Origin of the sequence: Streptomyces sp. NPDC005791 (assembly GCF_042871485.1) — a bacterium.
In the GTDB taxonomy this organism is placed as follows: Bacteria; Actinomycetota; Actinomycetes; order Streptomycetales; family Streptomycetaceae; genus Streptomyces.
In genome coordinates this window covers 133,721-159,534 of the sequence record NZ_JBIAIP010000003.1, presented here as the reverse complement: position 1 = coordinate 159,534, position 25,814 = coordinate 133,721, and the positions used below count along the sequence as shown (strand labels likewise).

Genomic DNA, 25,814 nt, shown 5'->3' with positions numbered 1-25,814 from the left:
CTGGTATGACGTCTCGCACGGGCAACCGATTCCGCACCTCTGTAACTCCGCACGAACGGACGGACATCGATTCCGTGCACGAATTGCGCAGTCGTCTCGGTCGAGGTGCGGAATCGGTGCCTGGGAGAAGTCGGCGTCCGAGGCCGGGCAGAAGCTCGGGTGGGCGGGCTGGTGGTTCAGTCGGCCTGTTGCCGGGCCACCTACGCCCCGTACCGCGGGTCGTGGTTCACGCCGGCCCTCGAAGACGTCGGTCACCAGGGGGGCGGGCCCCTTGGTGCGGTCGTGCACCGGCGTACCCCCCGAGGAGGACCGAGCCCGGTGGCAGCGTCGCGCGCGCCGAGCCACCGGGCGGCCCTCTCCGGCCCGTGGTGGGAACCCGGTCCGTCAGGGCGCTCCCGTCGGCCGGAGACCGACCGCGTTCACGTCACCTCGGGTGGGTGGGCTGCAGCCCCGCGTACACCCCGCCCGCGCTCAACAGCTCTTCGTGGGTGCCGACTTCCGCGATCCTGCCGCCTTCCATGGCCACGATGCGGTCGGCTCCCTGGATCGTGGAGAGCCGGTGGGCGACGACGAAGACGGTCCTGCCGTGCACGAGCCGCGTGAGCGCCTCCTGCACGAGGGCTTCGGAACGGTTGTCGAGGGCGGAGGTGGCCTCGTCGAGCACCAGTATCCTCGGGTCACGTATCAACGCCCGGGCGATGGCCAGGCGTTGCTTCTGACCACCCGACAGCTGCGCGCCACGCTCCCCGATGACCGTGTCCAGGCCACGCGGCAGGCCGTTGACGAATTCCAGCGCGTTGGCGTCCCGAAGGGCGCGCATCAGCGTCTCCTCGTCCGTGTCCCCCATGCCGTACGTGACATTGTCGCGGATGCTTCCCTCGAAGAGGATCGATTCCTGGGGCACCACCGACAGGAAGCGCCGGTAGGTCCGCAGGTCGAGCCCGGCCATGTCGGTTCCGTCGAGGAGGATGCGGCCCGAGGTGGGCCTGATGAAGCCGATGAGCAGGTTGAGCACGGTGGACTTTCCCGCGCCCGAGGCCCCCACGAACGCGATGGTCTCCCCCGGCCGCGCGGACAGGGTGAAGCCGTCGACCGCCGGTTCCCCGTCCTCGTAGGCGAAGCCGACCTCCTGGAAGTCGATGCGGCCGACGACACTCTCGACACGCGCCTTGCCCGCGTTGTTCTCCAGATCGGGGGCCTGCAGCACCTCCCCCGCCGAACGCACGGACTCCAGGCCCTTGGTGAGGATCGGAGCCAGACCCAGCAGCGTCGTCACGGAACCCGTCAGCACGGTGAAGAAGGAGCTGAGCATCACGACATCACCAGGGGTGATGTCCATCCACCCGTGGTACGCCACCAGGGCGGAGCCCGTCAGGCACAGCACGCCGAGCGTGTTGAGAATGACCCAGGCCAGCGAACCGAAGCGGCCGTTGAGCATGTCCAGGCGCATCCCCGCCGCGAACACCTGGCGCAGCGACCCGTCGACCCGGCCGAGCGCGGTCCGCTCGAGCCCGTGGGCGCGGGTGATGGGGATGAGTGTGGTCATCTCGCCGACTCGGGAGGAGAGTTGCTCGACCTCGCGGCGGAAGTGTTCGTTGTGGCTGCGCAACCGTCCACGCAGTTTCATCACGAGGAAGCCGGAGGCGGGCACCACGACGAGGAAGACAGGCAGGAACTCGGGCACGCGTACACCGATGACGACGAGCCCGCCGATCAAGGTGACGACCGCGCCGAGCCCCATGTCGGAACTCTGCTGCACCATCTGCTCCACGGCTTCGACATCGCGGACCACCTTGGCCTGCAGCACGCTCGAACTCACACGTGAGTGATAGCCGATGGACAGTTGCTGCATCCGGCGGCAGAGGGCCGAACGCAGAGTCGTACCCATGCGCCGGATGCTGCCGGCGAGGCATCGAACGTACCACTGGTGAAGCGGGTAGTTGATCACGAGGATGAACAGCAGGACGCCGCTCGCCTTCCAGATGCCCGACTCGGGACCGTGCTGGACGACCACGTCGAGGACGGTGGCGGTGATCAGCGGCAGCAGCCAGATGGGACTGTGCTTCACGACGAAGATGGCGACCGCCAGGGCCAGCCGGCCACGGTCGGGACGGAAGAGATGCCCGAGGGTGCGGACCGGGTTCTCGCCGCGATAGCGGTGATCGAGGTGGTCGAAGGGTGCCAAGGGTTCGACGGAGAGCGGTGAAAGCGCTTTCTTCATAGGGTCATCCCACCTGTTCCCGCCGTCGGCGACAACCCTGTCTCACGCGAGGACCGACCTTTCCTTCGCATCACGCTGCGTAATCCCGCGCCGACCGGGTACGGGGCGTGAATGTTCAGGTATAGGCGTGTACGAGTGATGACGGTGCTGGTCAGCGGCTGGGTGGCGCTGACCGCTGTGGAGCGGTGGGCGGAGCACGCACCATGGCCGCGCGCGATGCTGGGCGGGCTCCTGTGGTCGTGTGTGGTGGCCGGCGTCTGGTGGTTCGCCGAGTGGACCCAGTCACCGCTGCGCACCGCCCGCGAGTCCGCGGCGGCACGCCGGTCGAAGGACGAGGCACCGCACGGGCAGGACACGGACGCCGATGCGGCCACCACCGCCACCCGCCGGCCTGATTCCGCTGCGCCGTCACCCCGCTGAGCCCGGCACGGGCAGCACAGACGGCAAGCGTCCGCGCTCACCTCAGGGGTGCGCGCGGACGCTTGCCGCCGTCTGCCGGGCCTCCTGGTCACAGCCCTCGCGGGCCGTCACCGGCCGCCGTGGACTCGGCCAGCTTCTGGAACTCACCCAGGTCGTAGTTGGCCAGTGCCGAGTCGAGATTGGTCAGGGCGCCCAGGTGCTCCACGAATCCCTTGGGGTCGTACTCGATCTGCAGGGCGACCCGGCTGGAGGTGTCGTCGAGGCGGTGGAAGGTGACCACCCCCGCGTGATGCACACCCTCGATCGTCTTCCAGGCGATCCGGTCCTGCGGAACGACTTCGGTGAGCTCCGCGACGAAGCCCTTGTCGGCGCCCGGCAGGGACAACTGCCAGGAGAACCGGCGCTCATCCATCGGATCGACCCGGCGCACATGACTCAGGAACTTCGGCCACTGCGTCACGTCGCTCCACAGGGCCCAGGTGACACTGACCGGCGCCTTGATGTCGACGGTTTCGACGAGGGAGGAGGACATGAGGAAAACAACCCCTTCTTTCGCTCGGTTACGCCTTGCGCTGCCGACTACCCGGTAGTCGGCGGCGCACGCATACCGCTCCGCCTGCCCTCGCGTCGGTCGGCACCCGGGGTTCACGGCCGCCCGGCACCGTCCGCGCTCATGAGGCGTCCAGTGCGGCGCGCCAGACGGCACTCTCCACGTAATGGTTGTCGAAGCGCTCCGCGGACTCGGCGATCTCCTTGGGGTCCGCCTCCTCCCGCATGACCCTGCCGAGCAGACGGAGGTACGCGAAGCGGTCCATGTGCCGGTCGAACACGAAGAGGACGTCCGCGGTGCAGCCGGGGGCGGCGGCGAAAGCATGCGGGGTGCGGGGCGGCACCGCCAGGAAGTCACCGTCCCTCAGGACGGTCACTTCTTCGCCCACGAGCACCCGCAGGGCTCCTCCGAGTACGAAGAACAGCTCCGTCGCCTCGGCGTGGAAGTGGGCGGGTGCCCCCACCGCCCCCTCGGCGAAGGTGGAGCGGTAGCTGGTGAAGCCCCCGGCCGCACGACGGCCCTCGCCGAGCAGGCGCATCGTGCTGCTCGGGTCGACACAGGTCTCGGCGTCGGCGTGGCGGGTGAGTACCACAGGGAACGAAGTGGCGCTGTTCTCGGTCATGCGTACGACTCTATGACCGCACAGGCCCAGCGCCGAGAGCCAATTGATCGTATGAATCCTGGGCCAATCCCCTGGATCTGCGGAGCGTCGGCCACTTGCCGCCGACGGTCGCTGTCGTTCCCTCGCCTTCGGCCCCGGGCAAGCCGTCCGCCCCGCCGGCGCGCACGGCGATCCAGTTACATCCCCGCGTCGCCTATCCGTCAGCGCACCGCAGTTCGGTCGGCGGGCCGCTGCTGTGGCCCGCCCGTCAGCCGTGGTGGTACCGGGACAAGGGGCAAGGTCCGGTCGCCCCCCCTGCTGCGCGTGGCCCAGCCGTACGTGTGCGAGGTACCCCTGCTGCGACCGCCCGAACAGGCCGATCCGCTGCAGGCGCTGTGGTGTCGTTCAGGGCACCCGCCGGAGTACACGCCTGCGACCACGCTGTTCCGGCGAACCGCCGCCGCCGTCGCGACGTCCTCGCCGCGCTCGACCACGCCGCCGTGCAGCGGCGTGGTGTCTCCGCCGACCCGAGTCGCATACATACTGTATGAGCGTTTCGCCCGTTTCATCTCGGGCACCCTGCTGGTGAGACCGATGCGACCCGAGTGCAGAGCGAGGGAGCGGGCACCATGTCGAATCCGCAGCAGCCCGAGCAGAGGCGCAGCAGTAAGGGCGGAGGGACCCCGCAGGACAGCGGTGAACTCAAGGCGCGCCTGCCAGGGACAACGAAAGGCGGCGGACGCGCTCACGGCACGGACAAGGGTGGACACAAGGGCGGCGGCCACGGGGGCGGCATTCCGCCTGAGCAGCGTCCCGACCATCCGTGATACCCGCCGCAGGGCGCGCCGCCCGTACCACCGCCGTCGCGACGAACACCCGCCGCCCGCCGGTGAACGATGGGAACGAACTGGTCGACATGATCGGCCCAGGCCCGCGTGGGACGAGCGCTGCCCGACTCACGAGTCGCCGAACCTCTCCGAACCCTGTCCACCGACTGACGCCTTGCCGCCTCCCTCCAGCCCCGGACAGGCGCGCGCACATCGGCAACCCAACCGCCCGGCGCCGCGATTGGGCCGGGTCCTGCACACAGCCACTCCGGTCAACGCGCGGCGTCGGGCGCCTCGGCGACCCGGGTGCGGCGGAAGCGGGGCTTCAGACGTCGTCTCTCATAGTGGCGTCTACAGCCCTTGTCGGCGGAGAAGTGGGCGTGAGCTGTGCCGGGCTCCTGGTAGAACCGGCGTATGACATACAGATTCACAGCCCGCGCGGTGGCTGCCGAGGTCGACCTTGACGGCGAGATGCAGGCCGGTGTGGCGGAGGAGGATGACGGCTTCTTCCTGCTGTTCACGAGCGCTGTCGGTGAACCGTCCGCACAGGACGTCTCGCTCGGGCTCGACACGTACTGCGTGATGACCCCGGACCAGTGCACGGCTTATGGCTGTGTCCGCGAGGTGGCCCTGTCAGGCAGCCTGCTCACGGTGTCGCTGGACCCCGGTTGTCTGGATGATCTGGAGTTGGAGGACACGAGGGTCGAGGCGGTGCTCGACGTGTCGGCGGAGAGTATCGACGAGATGCGCGGGGTACTTGCGAAGGTGCTCGCCTTCGGACGCGAGGACGCCCGGCCCCGGCTCACTGGTTTCTCGGGTTGATCCGCCCACCGAGGCGGCGGTATCCGATCAGGAGTGCTGCGATGCCAACGAAAGCGAGGACGTGTTCGGCCCTGCGCTCATAGCGGCGTGCAGGCGTCGGCAACCGGCCAGCCAGGACACGGTTCTCTCGGCCGGGCTTGCCACGGTCGATCGGATTCGGTCCCGTCGAAGGCCCCGTTACCGTCTTCGTGGCCTCGAAATCAGGCTCCTGGCCTTCGATGACGCGGGGCAGCCTCGCCCGGACACGGGCCCGGCTCCACCGGGCGAAGCGTCGGCAGACCGTCTGCCGGCTCGAGCCGAACAGCGGAGGCAGTTGCCGCCAGGTGCGGCCCGAGGTCGCCACTGAGGTGATCGCGGCCAGGGCCTCGCGTCGCCCGCACGCCGCCATCCCTCGGACGTATGGCCTCCGCCGGCGGCACCACCCGCCGGGACAGCACCCACACCTCATCCGGCACCAGCCGCGCATGCGACGAACGATTGCGCCATCAGAAACGACGCCTTGGGGTCATGACCGTTCTCCGCGGCCTGCCTGCCCGGCCCCCACGGCAGACTCGGCCGTTCGATGCCCTCGCGGTGGCTGCACGGCCAGTGCGCTGCCCGGGTGCAACGGCGAGAGAAAGCCATGTGGCGCATTTCGTATGAATTGTCATGATGGAACGTGGTGCGCCCGAAAACGCACGACGCACATCACCACGCACAGGACGACCGAGGAGGAACGTTGAGTGACTTCAACGGTGCGAACCGTCCGGACGGCGGCACAACGGCAGCAGCGAAGCAGACGGCACAGGAAAAGGCCGGCGAGGGTGCCGGACTGGTGAGTGAGAAGGCTGCCGAGGCCGCCGGCACCGCCAGAGCACGTGCCGGCGACGTGGCCGGCGAAGCTTCGTCCCGCGCCCGGGACGTCGCGGGCGAGTTGCGCGACCAACTACAGGGCCAGGCGCAGACGCAGACACAGCGCCTGGCCCAGAACGTCCGCCGGCTGGCGGACGATCTGGGTGACATGGGCCGGAGCGGCAAGGAGGGTTCACCGGCCACCAACGCGGTGAGGCAGATAGCCGATCACGGCCGCGACGTGGCGGCCAGGCTGGAGAACCGCGGTCCTCAAGGACTTGTCAACGACCTCCAGGACTTCGCGCGCCGTCGCCCTGGCGCATTCCTGGCGGGCGCCGCGCTCGCCGGCTTCGTGACGGCTCGTCTCGGCAAGGGCGTCAAGTCAGCTGGCGCCGACCCGACTTCGGGCGCAGCCGGTGACCGTACGGGCCGCTCGGTATCGGGAGCCGACGGTCGTGACCGGCCTGGCGCGGTCACGGAAGAGCAACTCCACGGCGCGACAGGGCCTGCGGACCCCTACGGGCAGCGGCAGCCCACGCCGTCCTACGGCGGGTCGGTCTCGCCGTCCGGACCACTCCCGGTCACGGACCCGTATCCCAACCCCGACCCGCAACAGCCGTAAGGGGGGCTGAGTCGTGGCCATTACCTCTTCGCAGCACACCACCGGTCGGCACGGCACCCTCCCGTCCGGCTCCACCCAGGTCCCGTCTGCGGATCCGTCCGTCGGGGAACTGGTCGGCGACATCAGTGACGACCTCACCCGGCTCGTCCGCAGCGAGATCGCTCTGGCGAAAGCCGAGATCAAGCAAGAGGCGACCCGAGCGGGCAAGGCGGCGGGCATGCTCGCGGGCTCCGGATACGCCGGGCACCTGGTGCTGCTGATGGGCAGCCTGGCCGCGATCTTCGGATTGGCGCACGTGGTCGACCTCGCCTGGGCCGCGCTCATCGTGACCGCGGTCTGGGCGCTGGTGGGAGCTGTCCTCTTCGTGACCGGGCGTAAACGTATGCGCGAGGTGCGGGTCAAGCCCGTACAGACCACGGAAACGCTGAAGGAGGATGCCCGATGGGCACGGAACCGGACGAACTGAGGACCGAGGTGGAGGACACCCGGGCGCGGCTGGCTCATGACGTCGACCGCCTCGCGGACAAGGTGACACCGGGAAAGGTGGCCAGGCGCAAAGCTGATGCCACGCAGCACCGGCTGACCAGCCTGAAGGAGCGTGTGATGGGCGCGACCGACCACACTCCGGGCCCTCGCTCCGGACAGAAGGCCCACGATCTCGCGGAGAGCGCGGGCGATGCCGCCGGACAAGCCAGGGACACCGTTCGGGATACGGCGGATCAGGTCGGCCAGTCCGTGCGGGAGGCGCCGGGCGAGGTCACCAGGCAGACGCAGGGCAGCCCCCTCGCCGCAGGGCTCATCGCGTTCGGCGCCGGAATGCTGGCCGCCGCGCTCCTGCCGGCCTCGGAAGCCGAGGAGCGGGTCGGTGCCCAGCTCCGCGAACACTCCGACGAACTGCTCCAGCCCGCCAGGCAGACGGCACAGGAAGCGGCGGAGGAGCTCAAGGAAGGGATGCGCCAGCCGGCGACGGAAGCCGTGGAGTCGGTGAAGAGCACGGCACAGGACGCCGCTGAGGCCACCAAGCAGCAGGCTCAGGACTCCGGACAGGAGGCTGCCACCGGCCTGCGCGAGGTCGGCCGGGAAGCGGCACGAGAGGCACGCGACCAGACGGGCCGTCGACAGGGCTGAAACGCGCCGCACGTCCGAAGCCGAGGGGGCGCTCGCTCACGGCGCCCCCTCGAACGGCCGCTGGCAGGTCTCCCGAGACACTGCGGTCTCGCCGGCCCGCGTGCCGTGGGGGCGAGCCTTGTCGCAGTACTCCTCAACCTGTGGGGTAGATGTCCATGAAGCAGTCCGGCAATCCTCCTGAATCGCCGACCCAGGTCAGCAAGAGCTCCTGGATGCACGTGCTGAGACGCACGGTCAAGGAATTCAAAAGAGACGAACTCACCGACAGAGCAGCCGGATTGACCTACTACGGCATTCTGGCACTGTTCCCCGCCCTGCTGGTGCTGGTCGCACTGCTCGGCATCGCCGGCGACTCAGCCACCCGAACCGTCCTGGACAACATCCAGAAGCTCGCGCCGGGCTCGGCCCGGGACGTGATCACCAACGCGGTGACTCAGCTGCAGTCCAGCGGTGGGACCAGCTCCGTCGTGGCCGTCGTAGGCCTGTTGGGGGCCCTGTGGTCCGCTTCCGGTTACATTGCCGCCTTCATCCGCGCGTCCAACGTCGTCTACGACGTGCCTGAAGGCCGCCCGGTCTGGAAGGTGCTTCCGGTACGCGTGGGCCTGACCCTCGCGCTCATGATCCTCGCCTGCGTCAGTGCCCTGATCGTCGTGCTCACGGGAGGACTGGCCCGACAGATCGGCACGGCGCTCGGCGTGGGCGACACCGCCATGACCGTCTGGTCCATCGCCAAGTGGCCCGTTCTCGTGGTGCTGGTGGCCATGATGCTGGCGATTCTCTACTGGGCCGCGCCGAACGCCAAGAACCGCGGCTTCAAGTTCGTCTCCCTGGGCAGTCTGCTGGCCCTGCTGATCTGGCTCGCCGCCTCGGCCGCCTTCGCGTTCTACGTGGCGAACTTCGCCTCCTACAACAAGACGTACGGGACACTCGCCGGCGTCATCATCTTCCTGGTCTGGTTGTGGATCACCAATCTCGCGATCCTTCTGGGACTGGAATTCGACGCGGAGATGGCTCGGGAGAGAGCCGTCGTCAGCGGCCGTCCAGCGGACGAGGAACCGTACGTCGAGCCCCGCGACACCCGGAAGTGGACCGACGAGGACCGACGATCCGCGGGATACACCGACCGTCCCACCGAGGAACGCCGAGCGGAGGACGAACAACGGGACGGCGAATGAGACCGGTCGCCCCGTCACGGACCCCGACCCGCGTGGACGCCGAGCAGCACGGCGCCGGGGGGTGGCACCGCCATGGCCGCCCTCCCCGCGCGGAAGTGTGTATCCGGGCCTAGCGTGGGAACGCGCAGCGAGGAACGCCACTGCGAACGGCGGAGGAGCGCATGGCCGTACGACACCGTTTGATCAGGAAGTCTCCTGAGGACGTCTGGAAGGTCCTGTGCGACGTCGAACGGTACGGGGACTGGGTCGTCGGCACGTCACACGCTGAGCTGGACGAGGGGCAGTGGCCCGAGCTGGGGGCGGCCCTCCGCTACGAGATCAGGATCGGGCCGCTCACCCTGCACAACCGAACCGTGGTGCGTCGCAGCGAACCGGGCACCGTTCTGGAACTGGAGGCGGACAGCGGACCGCTGGGGACCGCGAGGATCGCCATGGAACTGCGGCCATGGGGCGAGCACACACTGCTCATTCTCGACGAGCACCCGCTGCGCGGTGCGGGAGGGGCCCTGCACAACGGTCTCCTGGAGGCGGCGCAGCAACTGCGGCACCGCGCGATGCTGGGCCGCCTCGCCCGGCTGTGCGAGGAGCGCGAAGGCCCTGCCCGCACCCTCCCCGGTCGGCCGCGACCGCGCAGGGTCTGAGCCGGCACCGACAGCAGGAGTCAGCCGCACCGCCGGGCGCGGCGCCACCCACCACCGAGCCGGGAGCGAGTCATGCCGGACGCCGTAGTGATCGGGGCGGGTCCCAACGGGCTGGTCGCCGCGAACCTTCTGGTCGACGCGGGCTGGAGCGTGGAGGTCCTGGAGGCCCAGGACGAGCCCGGAGGAGCGGTCCGGCACGACCGCGGGGTCGATCCCGAGTTCGCCCACGACCTCTTCAGCGCCTTCTATCCCCTCGCGGCCGCCTCGCCGGTCCTGGCCGGCCTGCGGCTGGAGCGGGAGGGGCTGGGCTGGAGCCACGCCCCGAGAGTACTCGCCCACCCCCTACGGGACGGCCGCTGCGCGGTGCTCAGCCGTGACCTGGACGAGACAGCCGCGAGTCTGGAGGCGTTCGCCCCCGGGGACGGGGCCGCCTGGAAGGATCTGGGGGAGGTGTGGGACATCCTGCGGCCCGGCATTCTCGACGCCTTGTTCACCCCGTTCCCCCCGGTCCTCGCGGGCGCCCGGCTGGCGCTGCGACTGCGTGCCGCAGGCGGGCTGCGCCTGGCCAGGACCATGGTGCTGCCTGTGCGGCGCCTGGGCGAGGAGGAGTTCCGCGGGGAGGGCGGCAGGCTTCTGCTCGCCGGCAACGCCCTGCACGCGGACCTGGCACCGGAAGCGGCGGGCAGCGGCGGCTTCGGCTGGCTCATGTCCATGCTCGGCCAGACCTACGGCTTTCCCGTTCCCACCGGCGGCGCCGGCGCGCTGACCGCCGCTCTCGTCCGGCGCCTCGCGCGGCGCGGCGGAACCGTCCGTTGCGGGGAGCATGTCACCGATGTCGTGATCCGGGGCGGCCAGGCCGTCGGTGTCCGCACCGCGGGCGGAGAGGCTGTTCCGGCCCGCAAGGCGGTCCTCGCCGATGTCTCCGCGCCCGCCCTGTACGGGTCCCTGGTACCCGCACAGCACCTCCCCGGGCGGCTGCTCGCCGACCTGAAACGCTTTCAGTGGGACTTCGCCACGTTCAAGGTCGACTGGGCGCTGAACGGGTCGGTGCCCTGGACCTGCCCAGAGGCCGCACAGGCGGGAACCGTCCACCTCGCGGAGGGGGTGGACGGCCTCACCCGATTCGCCGCGCAGATCGCCATGGGCCGCGTCCCCGACGAGCCCTTCGCCCTGTTCGGCCAGATGACCACCACAGACCCCTGCCGCTCACCCCAGGGCACCGAGTCCGCATGGGCCTACACGCACGTGCCACACCGAGTGCGGGGCGACGCGGGGGACGACGGGTTGACCGGCGTCTGGGACGCCCGGGAGCAGCAGGCGATGGCGGACCGCGTCGAAGCGCAGGTCGAGCGCTATGCCCCCGGGTTCCGCGGCCTCATCCGGGCTCGGCGCATCCTCGCCCCGCCCACGCTGGAGCGTATGGACGCCAACCTTCACGGCGGCGCCATCAACGGTGGTACCACGGCCATGCACCAGCAACTCGTCTTCCGCCCCACCCCTGGCACCGGCCGCGCGGAGACCCCCGTCCCCAGGCTCTTCCTGGCTTCCGCTTCCGCGCATCCGGGCGGCGGAGTCCACGGCGCCCCCGGAGCCAACGCCGCGCGGGCCGCCCTGCGCCTACGGAGCACCCCCGCCCTGTCCCATCTGCAGAACAGGCTGACCCGACGTGACCGCAAGGGCCGGCGCTGATCGCCCGTCCGGCGCCGCCCGTCCGGGGGCATGTGGGCCCCGGGCACGCCTGGCAGAACCGCGCGTGGGGGGGGCCACGGCGATGCCGTCCCCGTCGTGGGTCGAGGTACCCGTCACTGCAGTACCCCCGTCGACGCCGGGGGCGGAGAGCCCGGCCTCCTCCGCCGGGGGTCGGGGCCGGCCGTGGAGCCGCTCCCCGCCTTTCTGACCAACCTTCCGTACGGGGCTCCGCCGCCTCGCCCGCGGACGACCGCACCACGGCGTCTCCGCAGTCTTGATGAGCACTCAGACCGCTGCGAGTGCCGGTCCCGCACAATGATCGGCATGACCTCCCTCCACTCCAACCCGCTCTTCACCCGGCTCGCTGATGCGGACAGGATCCTGGTAGCGGGTGCCGGCGGCGGTTTCGACATCTACTCCGGCCTGCCGTTGGCTCTCTCCCTCCTGCATCAAGGCAAGCAGGTGTATCTCGCGAACCTCTCGTTCAGCGCGCTCGAGGGTCTCCCGACCGATGACTGGGTCGCTCCCGACCTGGCCGCCGTCACCCCCGACTCCGCCCTGCACCAGAGCTACTTCCCGGAGCGGACCCTTGCCCAGTGGCTGCACCGACACGACTACCCGTTCACCGTGTACGCCTTCCCCCAGACCGGGGTGCGTCCGCTGCGCGCCGCCTACCGAGCACTGATCGAACTGCACCACGTCGACGCCGTGGTGCTGGTCGACGGCGGTACGGACATCCTGTTGCGCGGTGACGAAGCCGGGCTCGGTACTCCGGAGGAGGACCTGGCCAGCGTGGCAGCACTGGCCGCGCTGGATGGTGTACCCACGCGGCTCGTCGTATCCGTCGGCTTCGGTGTGGACGCCTACCACGGCGTCAATCACACGCAGGTACTGGAGAACATCGCCGCGCTGGAACGCGACGGCGCGTACCTCGGCGCGTTCTCGATACCCCGCGCCACCCGCGAGGGTGCGCTCTACCTTGACGCGGTGACGCACGCGCAGCAACACACCCCACAGCACCCCAGCATCGTGAACGGTTCGATCGCGGCAGCCGTGCGCGGCTCGTTCGGGGATGTCCGATTCACTGATCGCACCCGGGGCAGCGAGTTGTTCGTGAACCCGTTGATGTCCCTGTACTTCGCCTTCGACCTACCGGGCCTGGCAGCGCGCTGTCTCTACCTGGATCGGATCGAGGACACCTACCTGATGAGGCAGGTCCATGCACGTATCGCCGAGTTCCGCGACTCCATCGTGACTCGCCCGCCCCGGAGCTTCCCGCACTAAGTGCCGCGTCAGTCAGGGTTTGCCCGTCAAGGAGCGGCGTCAGGTGCGTGCTATCGGTGTGCCGGCCGGAAGCCCTTGTACTGGATGTACTCGGGCTTTCGGCCGGTGCGGCGAGAGTGCGTGCCGGGCGTCGCGACGGGGCGAACCTTGGCTGATGCGGCACTAACGACCAGCCCGACGCGCACTGCCTGGCGGCCGTCGCCACCCTGGGATGCCTGGGCGCGGGAACTGCCTCACAGCGATGCGTGGCTGTCAACGCGCTGCTCCCCACCGTCATGACCGACCGGACCAAGAGCCTGGCCGGCGCGGCGCCCTCCATGCTCGACCTACGCCGCCGCCTGCTCGGCCTGCCGGGATTCTCCATCCCCCGGAGGGCAATCCTCTGGCGAGGGACAGCAGGCGGCGGTGCCGGTCGGCAGCAAGGTCACGGACGAATGGCCGTGACCGGCCATTCCCCCCGGTCCAACAGGTGAAGGACAAGTGCGGCGATGTTCCACGCGTCGTCCTCGCCGCTGTGATGCCGTCCCTCGAGCGGGAGTCCGGCGATCCGCAGGGCGTGGTCCATGCCAGGTTTCCTACGCAGCCCGTAGGCGGCGGCGAACACTGCCTTGGCGTTGGAGTGGGTGCGCTCCGGCGGATGGCCGAAGGGGTAGGCCACCCCGTCGGCCTGACTCTGCCGAGCGAATTGCCGACGGTCGTACTCGCCCCAGCTCGCCCAGGGGCGTTTCCCGGCCTCGTACTCCTCGATGAGGATCCGGCACGCCTCGGCGAAGGTGACGCCCCGTTCCACCTCGGCCTGCGTCAGTCCGGTCAGTTCGGTACAGAAGTCGCTCACCGCCGACCGGGCAGGACGGACCAGGACACGATGCCGGGATACGCGGCACCGCGCCGACACGTCCACCACCGTCAAACCGATCTCGATGATCTCGTGCACGGAGCCGGGCGGCGGCGGTCCATCCCAGCAGGTCGCTTCCACATCGATGACGTTCAGCAGGGCGGATTCGTGTCGCATGGGCCCAGGGTAGAAATGCGCACCCGGTTCCGGCACGCCAATTTCTGCACGTCCACGCTGGTGACAGCCCTCACACCGACCGCGGCCTCCCAGGGTGGGGTGCTGTCAAGCAGCATGGGGCGATGGACTTCGATCAGCCCCTGCCCCGTGAGCTGAAAGTCGTCGATTCGGCGTCGCTGTTCAGGCTGGAGAAACGGGCATGGGACCTCCGTCTGAGCCGGCGGTTGGACCCCGCGTGGGTGCACGTCAATGCGGCGCCCGACGGCACCCACTACCTGTGGCCGGCCTTGTGGCACAGCCTGTCCCACCGCCCGGACGTTCCACGTCAGCTGCGGTGCGAACTGTTGATCACCTTGCGTGCGGGAGACCGCGTGATGAGCCTGCTGGACGTACTTCCCGACGACTTCACCCCGCTGTCGAGGGTGCTCTCACGCGAAGAAGGGATGCGGGTCAGCCAGTTCATCGACCGCGCTCCTTCGGTCAGGGAATGGCTACTGCGGGAGGGCGAGGACCCGGGTCAGCTGTGAGAGGCGTCGCCTGCAGACGAGCGGCATCAGGGCGGAGGAAGGCCTTGGTGAAGGTCGTCGCGGATCTCCCCGCGGGTCCGCAGGCGGCAGAACCGGTGCGGGTGGGCGAAGGCGCGCTCGGCGACCCAGCGTCGGGGGGCGAGTCCGGAGCCGCACCGAGTAAGACGCCGGGGCCGACCGCGCTTGCCTCTGCGTGGAGCAGTGGGACGAGCCGGGTGACGGCCACCAGGGTGCCGCCGTCAGGGTGGGGGACATCGAGCGGGGGGGTCCATCGACTCCGATACCGAGGAAGCTCTCGAACTTCTGCCCGAATCATCGTCCTGCTCAAGCGATCAGCATCCACGCAGTGCGGTGCCGCCCAGATCACCGGCGCGTGACCTCGAGGCCGTCGTTCGCGGCCACACGGCTGGGAACACGACTCGGACGATGCGAGTTTCGACCAGGATGCGCGACGATCTCTGCGCGGAGGGCAACGGTGCGAAGTGTCGCGGCACCACCGACCGACCCCCGCGGCAAGGCCCGTCGACAGCCGCCCAAGGACAGTCCCGCTTCTCGCCCGGCGTGTTACCCAGCGTCCGGGCGAGCCGCTCCCGACCCCTCGTTACCCTCCGTCACTGCTCGCTCGCCAGATCCACTTCCTCGCGGTGCACCGGTGCCGTACCCGCCACCTCCAGGGGACGCCACGGGTGCGCAATCGGCGCCGACACCGCGCGCCACCAAGCGTCCGAGGGAAGCTTGCCTGCCGGTTCGAACGGCTCCCCCGGACAGGGGAACGCCACCGGCTGCCGTACCTGCGCAGCGGCATCCTTCATCCACTCCCCCGGTTCCGCCCATGCGTGCGGTGCGAGGTTGAAGGTGCCCCAGTGGATCGGCAGCAGCACCCCGTGCGGCCGCCCACCCTGCAGGTCGAGGTGCGCCTGGACCCCCTCAGCCGGCGACATGTGGATGTCCGGCCAGTACTCCGAATAGGCGCCGACCTGGATCATCGTCGCGTCGAAGGGGCCGTGCTCGGCCCCGATGTCCTGGAAGCCGGAGAAATAGCCGGTGTCCCCGCTGTGGTAGACCCGGTGCTCCGGGCCGGCGACGACCCATGACGCCCAGAGCGTGTGCTGCTGGTTGCGCAGCCCGCGCCCGCAGAAGTGGCGGGCGGGGGTGGCGGTCAGGCTGATACCCGCGATCTGTACGGTCTCGTTCCAGTCGAGCTCATGGACGCGGTTCGGGGGCACGCCCCAGTGCTCCAGGTGGGCTCCCACCCCGAGCGGCACAGCGAAGACCGTGTCCGTCCCCGCCAGTGCCTTGATCGTGGGCAGGTCGAGGTGGTCGTAGTGGTCATGGGAGATCACGACGGCGTCGACGGGCCCGAGCGAGGCGAGCGGCAGCGGGACCGGGTGCAGCCTCTTGGGCCCGGCGAAGGCGAACGGCGAGCAGCGCTCCCCCCAGACCGGGTCGAACAGCACCCTGCGGCCGTCGATCTCGGTGAGCACGGTCGAGTGGCCCAGCCAGGTCACCCGCAGGCCCGTCGCCGGTGGCGCCGCCAGGTCGGCCAGGGTCGTCGCATGGACGGGCACGGTGCCGAGCGGGGATCTACGGGCCCGTTCTTCCCTACGGAAGTACACCTTGGCGAAGTCGATCATGGAGCCCGACGGCCTGGTCCTGGCGCCTTCCGGATTCTGGAACACTCCGTCGGCGAAATTGGGCGAGCGGCGGATGCGCTCCATCCGCGCCCCGGCCGAGTCCGCCCCGAAGGCGTCGGGGCGCAGTGAGCGGAGTCGGGTACGGAGCGAAGGCTGGTTTTCGGCGCCGGTCACAGAATCTCCAAAGGGAGTCGGTCGTCACATTATGGTCGGCGGTGCGACAGAGCGAGAGTTCGATGGTGCACGGCGCACACACGCGTCCGCCGGAGTCGTACCGCAGTCGTGCCGCAGGGTGGATCGGATCAGGTGCGAGGCTGGCCGTAGACGTGTCCGATGCGCAGGGTCAGGACGACTCTGCGGTCCTGGACCATCACCCGTCGGTAGTCGTCCCAGTCGGGGTGCTCTCCCCGGACGTCCCGGTAGAGGGAGATCAGCTGCTCGACGGTCGAGTCGTGCGGATCGGCTGCGGGCAAGGTCAGCTCGGCGGTGGCGTCGGCGACAGTCCAGGCCCACCGGTCGTCGCTGGTCACGTGGTAGCTCGCCCGCGGGTCCCGGCGGAGGTTTCGAGTCTTCGCCCGGCCCTCCGTGAGGGACACGCGGATCGCCCCCTCCTCGGGGTAATAGGCGTGGTTCACGTTGGACAGCTGGGGCCTGCCGTCACGCTTGAGGGTGACCAGCACTCCGCCGTCGTACTCCCCGAAAATACGGAGCAGCGCCTCGCGCCCACGTTCCAAGTCCGTCATGTCGACTCCAACGTCCGTACCCCCTGCAGGATTCCGCGTTCGGGGCGTGATGTCGCATCCGATGCCCTGCAGGCGCTGACAGCCTTGTACCACGGGTGTCGACCAGGCTGTCAGGCCCGGGGGCCGATCTCCGGATCAGGGCGTTGGTTAAGGTGACCGCGTGGCGAGGGTACGGCTGAGCGTGGCGGAGCGTCGTGAAGAGCTCCTGCGGGCTGCCGTCGAGCAGATCGAGGTCCGGGGCGTGTCCGCGGTCCGGATCGCCGATGTGGCCGCTGTTCTCGGGGTGAGCAACGCCTTGGTGCTCTACCACTTCTCATCCAAGGAAAAATTGGTGGCAGCCGCGTTCGCCTACGCGGCGGAGGCAGATCTCGCCCATCTGCGTAAGTTGCTGACCCGCCGCACCAGCGCGGTCCGGCGGCTCCGGGCCGCTGTTCGCTGGTACGCGCCGACGGGTCAGGCCAAGGGATGGCGGCTGTGGATCGAGGGCTGGGCGGCCGCCCTGCGTGATCCGGTGCTGCGCGACGTGGCCGGTGATCTCGACCAGCAGTGGAAGGCGGAGCTGGCCGAGGTGATCGAGGAGGGCGCGGCGGCGGGTGAGTTCCACTGCGAAGATCCGATGTCCGTGGCCTGGCGGCTGACCGCCCTCCTGGACGGGCTGGCCGTCCAGATGACGTCGTACGCGGGCCCGCTCTCCCGGGCCACCATGCTGCAGTGGACCGAGGAGGCGCTCGCCCGCGAGCTCGGCATCGAGCAAGAGGTTCTGACCGCCTGAGGACGCCCGGACGCACGCGCGCGTCCGGGCCGACAGGGGCGGCCGTACGCGCCGGGTCAGGTCTGGCGCACCGGTGCGTAGGCCTCTCCCTCGAGCCCGAAGGTCCAGGCGACACCCTCCTTCGCGGTCCGGGTCCTTGGCGGTACGCGCAGCCAGTAGGTGCGGTGCGTTCCGTCGGGTTCGGGGGTGGAGTTGACGACTTCGACCATGACGACGTCCTCGTCACCCTCCATCGCGATGCGCCACAGGATCCCCGTCTCGTCCCGGTGCATCGGCTCGGCGCCCGACTCGGAGAGGTATCGGTCGTAGCCGTAGTATTCGAGCATCACACGGCGCAGCTCCGCGTTCTCCTCGGCACGTATGCGGTCCGGAGTCAGGCTCGCCAGGCCGGCCAGGAATTCGGCCGGCACCGGCATGCCGCGCCAGGCATGGAGGGCGAAGCCGTCGGGGTAGGCAAGGGCCGGGCCGTCGCCCCGGTCCAGCCGTCCCGCCTCGTCGCGGTGGAGTACCTCCGGGCGCTCACTGATCACCACGGCGTGTTCGTAGGGCCACCACCAACCGGCGTTTCTGGCGACCTCGGCCAGGCCTGTCAGCCGGTCGCCTCGGCCGTCGAAGGCGGCGAGCCAGGCGGCGTCGTGCTGGCCGAGGACCGCGTCGAGCAGCACGAGACGGACGCCGGACTCGTCGTCGGGCCGTGCGGCCAGCTCGGCGACGACTCCTGCCCGTATCCGCTCGGCCAGTGCGGCGGTGGTCTCCCACAGCTGGGCTCCGGTGGCGGACCACAGCGCGGACCAGCCGGCCGGGCCCAGTTCGTCATACATCCGGCGGCGTTCCTCCGCCCAGGGGCGGGTGCGGACTTCTTCGCGGACCGAGCGGCCCGCGTCGGACAGCTTCTCCACCACCTCGACGGCCGCTCTGGGTGAGTCCGCCCAGATGATGCGCTCCGGCTCCGCGAGCCCCGCGCCGCGGTAGGCGAGCCGCACCCCTTCTTCGGCCGCGCGCCTGTCGGACCTGCCCGTCGCCGCCGCCACGGTGCGCCATGAGTTCACGTACTGCATCGGTATTCCCCGTCCCCTGTTCCTTGTTCCTGACCGCACATCACCGGGCCGCCTCGCAGCCGCACACCGCGGACGTGTCAGTCCGCGACGACGCGGACCGCGCCCGGGGCGTACTCGCGCTGACGCACGACGCGGAACCAGCCCTTGGGCAGCGCTATGGCGGCGTGCTCCTCGTGGACCACACGGCCGCCCTCGGGGAGATGGAGCAGCATCGGACCGAACGGCCCCGCCTCCCGCATCAGCCGGCCCGGTCCCTGCACCGCGTGCGCGTGGCCGGTGACTTCACCCAGTGCCAGGACCAGCCGCCCTCGTCCGTCGCGCAGTTCTCCTTGGGCTTCGAGGAAGTGCGCGGGCACGTCCGACTCCTCCAGCGCCACCATCAGTACATCGCCCTGCCGGTACACAGACGTCTCCCCTCCGCCCCGGCACCCTCTGTGCCGGTCACAGGGAAAACGCTACGAGGGGGGTCTGACATCGGCGGCCCGCCGGTGTCCGCGCCGTAGCCGAACCGTCCCCGCCCATGTCGTTGTCAGTGGCGCTTGATAAACCTTGCGGACATCAGTCGTTCCAGTAGCAGGAGATCGGTGCCATGTCTGACGCAGACCGTCTGCACGAGTTGCTCGGCCTTCCGGCCGTCGATTTCCAGCGCGGGTCCAAGGGTGAAGACCGTCCGTCGGCCGGGGCCGCGGCCTGGCGCATCAGCGTCGATCCGTACGCCTCGGATGACGCGAACGTCACCTGGGAGGACGCGTTCAACGCCTTCCTCGAAGCTGTCGACCCGTCAGGTGTCGAGGCTCTGATCATCGGGCAGTGGGGCGAGACGTACGAGCAGACGTCCGCCTACCCCATCGGGCTCGTCGTCGCCGCGGCCGGCCGGCTGACCTCGCTCAGGGCGGTCTTCGTCGGGGATCTGACTGCGGAGGAGGCCGAGATCTCCTGGATCGAGCAGTCGGACGTCACCACTCTGCTCACCGCGTTCCCGGACCTGACCCACCTCGGTGTACGCGGTGGCACTGATGTGTTGTTCCCGCCCGTCAAGCACGCGTCCCTGCGTGGGCTGACCATGGAGAGCGGCGGGCTGCCGGCGGAGGCGCTGCGCGGAGTACTGGACAGCGAGCTGCCCGCGCTGGAGCGACTGGACCTCTGGCTCGGCGTCTCCGCGTACGGCGGCGATGCGGTCCTCCCGGACCTGGCCCCGCTGCTCGCCGGATCACGCTTTCCCCGACTGCGCCATCTGGGCCTGCGCAACAGCGAGTTGCAGAACGAGATAGCAGCCGCGATCGGTTCGGCACCGGTCGTCGCGCAGCTCCGCTCCCTCGATCTGTCGAACGGCACGCTGGGCGACGAGGGAGCGGCCGCGCTGCTCGATGGCCAGCCACTCACCCATCTCACCTCACTCGACCTGCACCACCACTTCCTGACCGAGGCGATGGAGCGACGCGTTCTGGAGGCCCTGGAGCCGCACGGTGTGTCGGTCGATCTGTCCGGGCGCTGCGAGCCGTGGAACGGCCTCGGCCCCGAAGGCCGATACACCGCGGTCGCGGAGTGAGTGCGCGATGACCGGCACCTGGCGCCCCGACGTCTTTCGCGGCCTCCCGGTCCACGCCCCGTCCCGGTCCGGCCTGACGGAGGCCGAGGCGGCCTCCGGGCCGGGTCCGACGAGACGGTCGACCGGGATCCCGGGGACGACCCGGCACGCTGTGCCGCCGTCAGCGGGGAGTGGGCAGCCGCGCCTCGCGGTCGTCGGCGTTCCCGCCAACCGCAGGGTGGGCCTCTTCCAGGACGCCGTGCGCGCCGCCGGGCTGCCTGCCGCGCGCATCGTGTCCTGGCAGGAGGTACTGCGGGGGGAGGCAGCCTTCTTCCCGGGGGAGACCGTGCGCATCGATTCGCCCGGCGAGGACACCGAAGTGGACCGGCTGCTGCGCGGTGGCGACGATCCGACCAGGGTCGAGGGGTCGGCCCGATGGTACGCGCGCTTCACCGCGGCCGTTCAGGAGGTGGCGCGGGCGGCCACAGCGGCGGATGCGGTGCTGCTGGACGACCCCCGGGACATCGCGGTGCTGTTCGACAAGCGGCTCTGTCATGGCGTGCTGGACGCTGCCGGGGTCCCCGTGCCGGACTCCCCCACCTCGGGACCTGACGCCGAGCGCGTGCGCGGGTGGGCTGACGTACGCCGGTTGATGACGGAACACCGCATGCCGAGGGTGTTCCTGAAGCCCGCTCACGGCTCCTGCGCCTCCGGCGTGATGGCCCTGGAGACGGCCGGCCCGAGGATTCGGGCAGCCACCTCCGTGGAGCGGGACGAGAAGGGCCGGCTGTTCAACTCCCTGCGCGTGCGCCGCTGCACGACGGAGCGCGAGGTGGCGGAGCTCGTCGACGCGCTGGCACCGGACGGACTGCACATCGAGCGCTGGTTGCCCAAGGCGTCCCAGCGAGGACGGGTCGCCGACCTCCGGGTCGTCGTGGTCGCCGGGCGAGCGACCCATGCCGTCGTACGGACCAGCCGGTCCCCCATGACCAATCTGCACCTGGGCGGCGCACGCGGGGACCTGGACGAGGTGCGGGCAGCGATCGAAGCGGCCGGCGGCAGCTGGGGTGCCGCCCTGACCGTGTGCGAGCGGGCCGCGGCCTGCTTCCCGGACACGCTGTGCGTGGGTGTCGATCTGCTGCCCTCGACCGGCTGGCGGCACTTCGCCGTCGGCGAGGTGAATGCCTTCGGGGACCTCCTGCCGCGGTTGACCGGACTGCCGGGCAGCGGCGCGGAGGAGCAGGACAGCTACGGCGCGCAGGTCGCCGCCGTACTGGAGGCGTCCGCGTACGACGGCCGGCGAGACGACCACCGCCTGAGAGCCGGCCGGAAGAACAACGACCATGCGAGGAACGACCGTGTCACCGACGCCCCCTGATCCCGCCCCCCACGACGCGCACGCTCCGAATCCCGACATGAACGCGGTCGTGGGCAGCCACGATCTGCTGCTCGTCACCCTGGACACCCTGCGGTTCGACGTGGCCGAGGAACTGGCAGCGGCCGGGCGCATCCCGAATCTCGTCAGGCATCTGCCCGGCGGCGTCTGGGAGAAGAGGCATGCGCCGGGAAGCTTCACCTACGCCTCCCACCAGGCGATCTTCGCCGGTTTCCTGCCGACGCCCGCCGCACCCGGCCCTCACCCGAGGCTGTTCGCCGCCCGCTTCGCGGGCAGTGAGTCGACTGCGGACGGTACCTTCGTCCATGAGACCCCCGACCTGCTCTCCGGCCTTGCCGCCGTGGGCTATCGCACGGTGTGCGTCGGCGGCGTGGGGTTCTTCAACCGTCGGCCGCCGCTCGGCTCGGTGCTGCCCGGTATGTTCCATGAGAGCCACTGGGAACCGGAGTTCGGCGTCGCGTCACCGTCCTCCTTCGAGGCGCAGGTCTCGCGGGCCGAACAGGTCGTCACGCAACTTCCGCGAGCCCAGCGACTGTTCCTCTTCGTCAATGTGTCGGCGCTGCATCAGCCCAACTGGTTCCATCTGCCCGGCGCAACGGCTGACGCGGGTGACACCCTGGCGACCCACGCCGCGGCCCTGGAGTACGTGGACCGGCACATAGGGCGCCTCTTCGCGGCGGCGAGCAGCCGCCGCAGGTGTTTCGCCATCGTCTGCTCCGATCACGGCACGGCGTACGGCGACGACGGCTACACCGGCCACCGCATCGGTCACGAAGCCGTGTGGACCGTGCCCTATGCCCATTTCTTCCTCGAACCGGGGGCGCACCGATGACCGGCACCACACACAGCACCAGCCCGTACCGCAGCTATGTCTACGCCTACCCGCACAAGACCGCCTACCGCCCGCTCGACGGCAGGCCCGGCGGACGTCCGCCGCTGAGCGAACTCTGGGCGGCGGAGCGCAAGGACGCGCTCTCCCTCTACCTCCACATACCGTTCTGCGAGGTCCGCTGCGGCTTCTGCAATCTGTTCACCCGCATCGGCGCACCCGAGGAGCTGACGACTCGCTACCTCGACGCGCTCGACCGGCAGGCCACCACCGTCCGGGACGCACTGGGCGACGACGGGCCGGTGCGTTTCGCCGCCGCGGCGTTCGGGGGCGGTACCCCCACCTTCCTCACCGCCGGCGAGTTGGAACGTCTCTGCGACATCGCGGAGAAGCGGATGGGGGCCGACCTGGGAGCGGTCCCGCTGTCGGTCGAGACCTCGCCCTCGACGGCGACGGCGGACCGGCTGGGCGTGCTGGCCGAGCGGGGAACCACCCGGATCAGCATCGGTGTGCAGAGCTTCGTCGACGCCGAGGCCCGGGCCGCGGTCCGCCCCCAGCACCGCGGGGAGGTGGAGGCGGCTCTCGGCAGGATCCGCGATGCCCGCATCCCGGTCCTCAACATCGACCTGATCTACGGCATCGACGGTCAGACCGAGGCGAGCTGGCGCACCTCGTTGGACGCCGCCCTGGCCTGGCGTCCGGAGGAGCTGTACCTCTACCCGCTGTACGTACGTCCACTGACCGGTCTCGGGCGGCTGGGCACCGGAGCGGAGACACCGGCCGGTCCCGACCACGCCTGGGACGAACAGCGGCTACGGCTGTACCGCGCGGGCCGTGAGCACCTGCTGGCCCACGGTTACGAGCAGGTGTCGATGCGCATGTTCCGCCGCACGGACACCCCGCATACGGGCCCCGACGACTACGCCTGCCAGACCGACGGCATGATCGGGCTGGGCTGCGGCGCCCGGTCGTACACCTCCTCCCTGCACTACTCCTTCGACTACGCGGTGGAGATGCGGGAGATCCGGGGCATCATCGACGGCTTCACCACCACCACGGACTTCTCCCGGGCGGAGGTCGGCCGGTACGTCGACGACGACGAGGCGCGCCGCCGCCATCTCCTGCAGTCGCTCCTCCAGGCCGAGGGGGCACGGCCCGCCGAGTACCGGGAGCGCTTCGGCACGGATCCGTACGAGGATTTCCCCGCCGAGCTGGAGCTCTTCGCCGCGCGCGGCTGGCTGGACGAGGGGGCGGGCCCCGCGCTGCTGCGCCTGTCCCCCGAGGGTCTGGCCCACTCCGACGCGCTGGGCCCGGAGCTCTTCTCCCCGGCGGTGCGAGCAGCGATGGCCGCGTACGAAGCGAAGTGAGCGGACACGTGACCTGGCCGGAGAACAAGGCCGCGAACGGCCGACGTACAGGCCCACGAGCAAGGCGATGAGCATGGACCTGACGATCCTTTACCGGGGCCCACTGGCCTCGTGCGACTACGACTGCCCCTACTGCCCGTTCGCCAAGCGGCGGGACAGCGGGGAGCAGCTCCGGTCCGACCGCGCGGCCCTGGAGCGGTTCACCGCGTGGGCGGCGGCGCAGACCGGCGACCGGCTGTCCGTGCTGTTCACCCCATGGGGTGAGGGCCTGGTGCGCTCCTGGTACCGGAAGGCACTCGTCGAACTCTCGCGGCTGCCGCACATCAGCCGGGTCGCCGTCCAGACGAACCTCAGCGGCCGTACGGGCTGGCTGGCCGAGGCGGAGCGCGACAAGGTCGCCCTGTGGTGCACCTACCATCCCGGCCAGACACCGTACGAGCGGTTCCTGGGCCGGTGCCGGGAGCTGACGGCCCTCGGAGTCCGTCACAGCGTCGGGATCGTCGGCCTGGACGAGCATCTGGAGGAGGCCGGCCGGCTGCGTTCCGCGCTGCCGCCCGAGGTGTACCTCTGGGTCAACGCCGCCGAGGGGCACACCTATACGGATGAACAGGCGGACCGCTGGACGGCCCTGGACCCGCTGTTCCCCTACAGCAGGCATCCGCACAGCTCACGCGGGCTGCCCTGCCGGACCGGTGAGTCGGTCATCTCGGTGGACGGTGACGGGACGGTGCGCCGCTGCCACTTCGTCCCTGCCGAGCTGGGCAATCTCTACGACGGCAGCTACCGGAGCTCGCTCGGCCCGCGCGGCTGCCCGCTCGATGTGTGCGACTGCCACATCGGATATGTACATCTCGAGACACTGCCGCTGTACGACGTGTTCGCCGGGGGCGTGCTCGAGCGGATACCCGCACGTCCGACGCGGACAGCCACCCCGGACGTGCTGGTGGCGCCGGGCCCGGGCCGGCGCCCGCTCCCCTTCGTCGGCCGCTGACGACGGTCAGCGGCCCAAGGAGATCAGCGGCCCTGGGACCGGCGGCCTGCGAGCCGACAGCCCTGGGGTCGGCGGCCGAACGGTCAGAGCGGAAGCAGGTCGGGGCGCTTGGCCTCCACGTGGTCCCCCGAGGACTCCCCGCGCAGTCGGCGGCCGATCCACGGGACGAGGTACTCACGCGCCCACTGGATGTCGTCGCGCCGGAGATCGAGCGTCCCGCGCTGCGCCTGCGGAGGCCACACCTGGTCGGGGTCGGTCGGCACCTCGAGGCCGAGGACCTGGGCTGCGCGGAGCGCGACCCGGGTGTGCCCCTCCGGCGAGAGGTGCAGCCGGTCGTTGTCCCAGGCCCGCCGGTCCTGCACGGACCGCAGGGACCACAGGTCCAGCACCGGGCAGTCGTAACGGTCGGCGATGGACCGGACATGCGCGGTGTACATCGCGATCTTGCCCCGCAAGTGCTTGAACACGGGGATGCCGCGGGTGTCGAAGCCGGTGGTGACCATGACGGTGCCGACCGCCTGCGTCAGCTCGGAGACCGCACGCTCGAAGCGTTCTGCGACGTCGTCCGGGTCGGAACCAGGACGGAGGATGTCGTTGCCGCCCGCGCAGAAGCTCACCAGGTCCGGTGCCAGCTCCTTGGCGCGGGGAACCTGCTCCTCGACTATCTGGTCGAGGAGGCGTCCGCGTACGGCGAGATTGGCGTACCGGAAATTGCCGTGCGGGTCGTCCGCGGGGCCGACCACAGCACCGGGGACCGGGAGCTGGTCCGCGAGGAGCACCGCGAACCGGTCCGCCCAGCCGACGAGCGTGCCGTCGGGGCCGGGGTCCCCGACGCCCTCGGTGAAGCTGTCGCCAATCGCTGCGTACGACCCGATGATGCCTCGTTGATTGTTTCTCGAATCGTCTGCCACAAGGGCTTATCTTGCACCTTCGAATGTGACCTACGCGACCGTAATAAGGGGTTGACGGTGGGTGAGAAAGACCACCCGGTCAGTTTTTGGTAAAGCCGGAATAAGGAGTGGGGGGGGGGGGCCCCCCGCCCCCCCCCCCCCCCCCCCCCCCCCGGGGGGGGGCGGGGGGGCCCCCGCGCCGGGGGGGGGGGGGGGCCGCGCCCCGCGGGGCGGGCGGGCCGGGCCCGCCCTGGGT

General features: G+C 70.2%; 25 protein-coding genes and 1 pseudogene. 16 read left to right on the top strand and 10 right to left on the bottom strand.

The genetic code is table 11. The features are described 5' to 3' along the window. Positions 1–424: 424 nt before the first annotated feature. Positions 425–2,221, bottom strand: coding sequence for an ABC transporter ATP-binding protein (locus tag ACFYSH_RS07900; RefSeq protein ID WP_359465065.1), 1,797 nt, complete (start codon positions 2,219–2,221; stop codon positions 425–427). Positions 2,222–2,359: 138 nt separating this feature from the next. On the opposite strand from ACFYSH_RS07900, the gene ACFYSH_RS07895 reads away from it, so the two are divergent. After that, positions 2,360–2,641 carry a hypothetical protein gene (locus ACFYSH_RS07895; protein WP_359465062.1) on the top strand — a complete coding sequence of 94 codons (282 nt, stop codon included), beginning with the start codon at positions 2,360–2,362 and terminating at the stop codon, positions 2,639–2,641. 88 nt (positions 2,642–2,729) lie between these two features. Here the strand turns inward: ACFYSH_RS07895 and ACFYSH_RS07890 are convergent, their stop codons facing one another. Both ACFYSH_RS07890 and ACFYSH_RS07885 read right to left on the bottom strand, forming a co-directional pair. After that, entirely contained in the window at positions 2,730–3,173 is a 444-nt protein-coding gene (locus ACFYSH_RS07890) for an SRPBCC family protein (protein WP_359465060.1), read from the bottom strand. Positions 3,174–3,312: 139 nt separating this feature from the next. Further along, positions 3,313–3,813 carry a cupin domain-containing protein gene (locus ACFYSH_RS07885; RefSeq protein WP_359465057.1) on the bottom strand — a complete coding sequence of 167 codons (501 nt, stop codon included), beginning with the start codon at positions 3,811–3,813 and terminating at the stop codon, positions 3,313–3,315. A 1,220-nt stretch (positions 3,814–5,033) separates the two neighbouring features. Between ACFYSH_RS07885 and ACFYSH_RS07880 the strand changes: the two genes are divergently transcribed. Continuing rightward, positions 5,034–5,441, top strand: a complete 408-nt coding sequence (locus ACFYSH_RS07880) for an Imm10 family immunity protein (protein WP_359465054.1) — start codon at positions 5,034–5,036, stop codon at positions 5,439–5,441. Here the strand turns inward: ACFYSH_RS07880 and ACFYSH_RS07875 are convergent. Next, positions 5,422–5,899 (bottom strand): annotated as a pseudogene (locus ACFYSH_RS07875) (transposase). The gene ACFYSH_RS07880 and the pseudogene ACFYSH_RS07875 overlap by 20 nt on opposite strands. A gap of 260 nt (positions 5,900–6,159) precedes the next feature. On the opposite strand from ACFYSH_RS07875, the gene ACFYSH_RS07870 reads away from it, so the two are divergent. From ACFYSH_RS07870 to ACFYSH_RS07840, 7 genes are all read left to right on the top strand, one after another. Beyond that, on the top strand, positions 6,160–6,894 hold the full coding sequence (locus ACFYSH_RS07870; protein WP_359465052.1) for a hypothetical protein: 735 nt from the start codon (positions 6,160–6,162) through the stop codon (positions 6,892–6,894). A gap of 13 nt (positions 6,895–6,907) precedes the next feature. Next, a complete protein-coding gene (locus ACFYSH_RS07865; RefSeq protein WP_359465049.1) occupies positions 6,908–7,360 on the top strand; it encodes a phage holin family protein in 453 nt (150 codons plus the stop codon). Further along, on the top strand, positions 7,336–8,022 hold the full coding sequence (locus ACFYSH_RS07860; protein WP_359465047.1) for a DUF3618 domain-containing protein: 687 nt from the start codon (positions 7,336–7,338) through the stop codon (positions 8,020–8,022). The genes ACFYSH_RS07865 and ACFYSH_RS07860 overlap by 25 nt, the downstream gene beginning before the upstream one ends. 149 nt (positions 8,023–8,171) lie before the next feature. Further along, positions 8,172–9,197 carry a YihY/virulence factor BrkB family protein gene (locus ACFYSH_RS07855; protein WP_359465045.1) on the top strand — a complete coding sequence of 342 codons (1,026 nt, stop codon included), beginning with the start codon at positions 8,172–8,174 and terminating at the stop codon, positions 9,195–9,197. 161 nt (positions 9,198–9,358) lie between these two features. Further along, positions 9,359–9,838 carry an SRPBCC family protein gene (locus ACFYSH_RS07850; protein ID WP_359465042.1) on the top strand — a complete coding sequence of 160 codons (480 nt, stop codon included), beginning with the start codon at positions 9,359–9,361 and terminating at the stop codon, positions 9,836–9,838. A gap of 72 nt (positions 9,839–9,910) precedes the next feature. Then, a complete protein-coding gene (locus ACFYSH_RS07845) occupies positions 9,911–11,527 on the top strand; it encodes a phytoene desaturase family protein (RefSeq protein ID WP_388751384.1) in 1,617 nt (538 codons plus the stop codon). Between the two features lie 324 nt (positions 11,528–11,851). Further along, on the top strand, positions 11,852–12,811 hold the full coding sequence (locus ACFYSH_RS07840) for a DUF1152 domain-containing protein (protein ID WP_359465037.1): 960 nt from the start codon (positions 11,852–11,854) through the stop codon (positions 12,809–12,811). A 424-nt stretch (positions 12,812–13,235) separates the two neighbouring features. Here the strand turns inward: ACFYSH_RS07840 and ACFYSH_RS07835 are convergent, their stop codons facing one another. Then, a complete protein-coding gene (locus ACFYSH_RS07835) occupies positions 13,236–13,823 on the bottom strand; it encodes an exonuclease domain-containing protein (protein ID WP_388751383.1) in 588 nt (195 codons plus the stop codon). Between the two features lie 122 nt (positions 13,824–13,945). Between ACFYSH_RS07835 and ACFYSH_RS07830 the strand changes: the two genes are divergently transcribed. Next, complete coding sequence (locus tag ACFYSH_RS07830; protein WP_388751381.1) at positions 13,946–14,350, top strand: hypothetical protein; 405 nt, start codon at positions 13,946–13,948, stop codon at positions 14,348–14,350. A gap of 611 nt (positions 14,351–14,961) precedes the next feature. Here ACFYSH_RS07830 and ACFYSH_RS07825 read toward each other — a convergent pair. Both ACFYSH_RS07825 and ACFYSH_RS07820 read right to left on the bottom strand, forming a co-directional pair. Further along, complete coding sequence (locus ACFYSH_RS07825) at positions 14,962–16,158, bottom strand: MBL fold metallo-hydrolase (RefSeq protein WP_388751379.1); 1,197 nt, start codon at positions 16,156–16,158, stop codon at positions 14,962–14,964. Positions 16,159–16,286: 128 nt separating this feature from the next. Next, complete coding sequence (locus ACFYSH_RS07820) at positions 16,287–16,727, bottom strand: PPOX class F420-dependent oxidoreductase (protein ID WP_359465032.1); 441 nt, start codon at positions 16,725–16,727, stop codon at positions 16,287–16,289. Between the two features lie 181 nt (positions 16,728–16,908). Here ACFYSH_RS07820 and ACFYSH_RS07815 point away from each other — a divergent pair, with 181 nt between their 5' ends. After that, positions 16,909–17,499 carry a TetR/AcrR family transcriptional regulator gene (locus ACFYSH_RS07815; protein ID WP_388751654.1) on the top strand — a complete coding sequence of 197 codons (591 nt, stop codon included), beginning with the start codon at positions 16,909–16,911 and terminating at the stop codon, positions 17,497–17,499. A gap of 56 nt (positions 17,500–17,555) precedes the next feature. Here the strand turns inward: ACFYSH_RS07815 and ACFYSH_RS07810 are convergent, their stop codons facing one another. Together ACFYSH_RS07810 and ACFYSH_RS07805 are read right to left on the bottom strand one after the other, a co-directional pair. Continuing rightward, entirely contained in the window at positions 17,556–18,557 is a 1,002-nt protein-coding gene (locus ACFYSH_RS07810; RefSeq protein WP_359465027.1) for a DUF6745 domain-containing protein, read from the bottom strand. A 77-nt stretch (positions 18,558–18,634) separates the two neighbouring features. Next, on the bottom strand, positions 18,635–18,961 hold the full coding sequence (locus tag ACFYSH_RS07805; RefSeq protein ID WP_359465024.1) for a hypothetical protein: 327 nt from the start codon (positions 18,959–18,961) through the stop codon (positions 18,635–18,637). A 185-nt stretch (positions 18,962–19,146) separates the two neighbouring features. Here ACFYSH_RS07805 and ACFYSH_RS07800 point away from each other — a divergent pair, with 185 nt between their 5' ends. From ACFYSH_RS07800 to ACFYSH_RS07780, 5 genes are all read left to right on the top strand, one after another. Then, a complete protein-coding gene (locus ACFYSH_RS07800) occupies positions 19,147–20,106 on the top strand; it encodes an STM4015 family protein (RefSeq protein WP_388751377.1) in 960 nt (319 codons plus the stop codon). 151 nt (positions 20,107–20,257) lie between these two features. Then, entirely contained in the window at positions 20,258–21,463 is a 1,206-nt protein-coding gene (locus tag ACFYSH_RS07795; protein WP_388751652.1) for an STM4014 family protein, read from the top strand. Positions 21,464–21,500: 37 nt separating this feature from the next. Then, entirely contained in the window at positions 21,501–22,313 is an 813-nt protein-coding gene (locus ACFYSH_RS07790; RefSeq protein WP_359465020.1) for an STM4013/SEN3800 family hydrolase, read from the top strand. Beyond that, positions 22,310–23,677 carry an STM4012 family radical SAM protein gene (locus ACFYSH_RS07785; protein ID WP_359465018.1) on the top strand — a complete coding sequence of 456 codons (1,368 nt, stop codon included), beginning with the start codon at positions 22,310–22,312 and terminating at the stop codon, positions 23,675–23,677. The genes ACFYSH_RS07790 and ACFYSH_RS07785 overlap by 4 nt, the downstream gene beginning before the upstream one ends. A 73-nt stretch (positions 23,678–23,750) precedes the next feature. Beyond that, entirely contained in the window at positions 23,751–24,668 is a 918-nt protein-coding gene (locus ACFYSH_RS07780) for an STM4011 family radical SAM protein (RefSeq protein ID WP_359465015.1), read from the top strand. An 83-nt stretch (positions 24,669–24,751) separates the two neighbouring features. Here ACFYSH_RS07780 and ACFYSH_RS07775 read toward each other — a convergent pair whose 3' ends face one another. Then, complete coding sequence (locus tag ACFYSH_RS07775) at positions 24,752–25,579, bottom strand: SGNH/GDSL hydrolase family protein (protein WP_359465013.1); 828 nt, start codon at positions 25,577–25,579, stop codon at positions 24,752–24,754. Positions 25,580–25,814 lie beyond the last annotated feature (235 nt).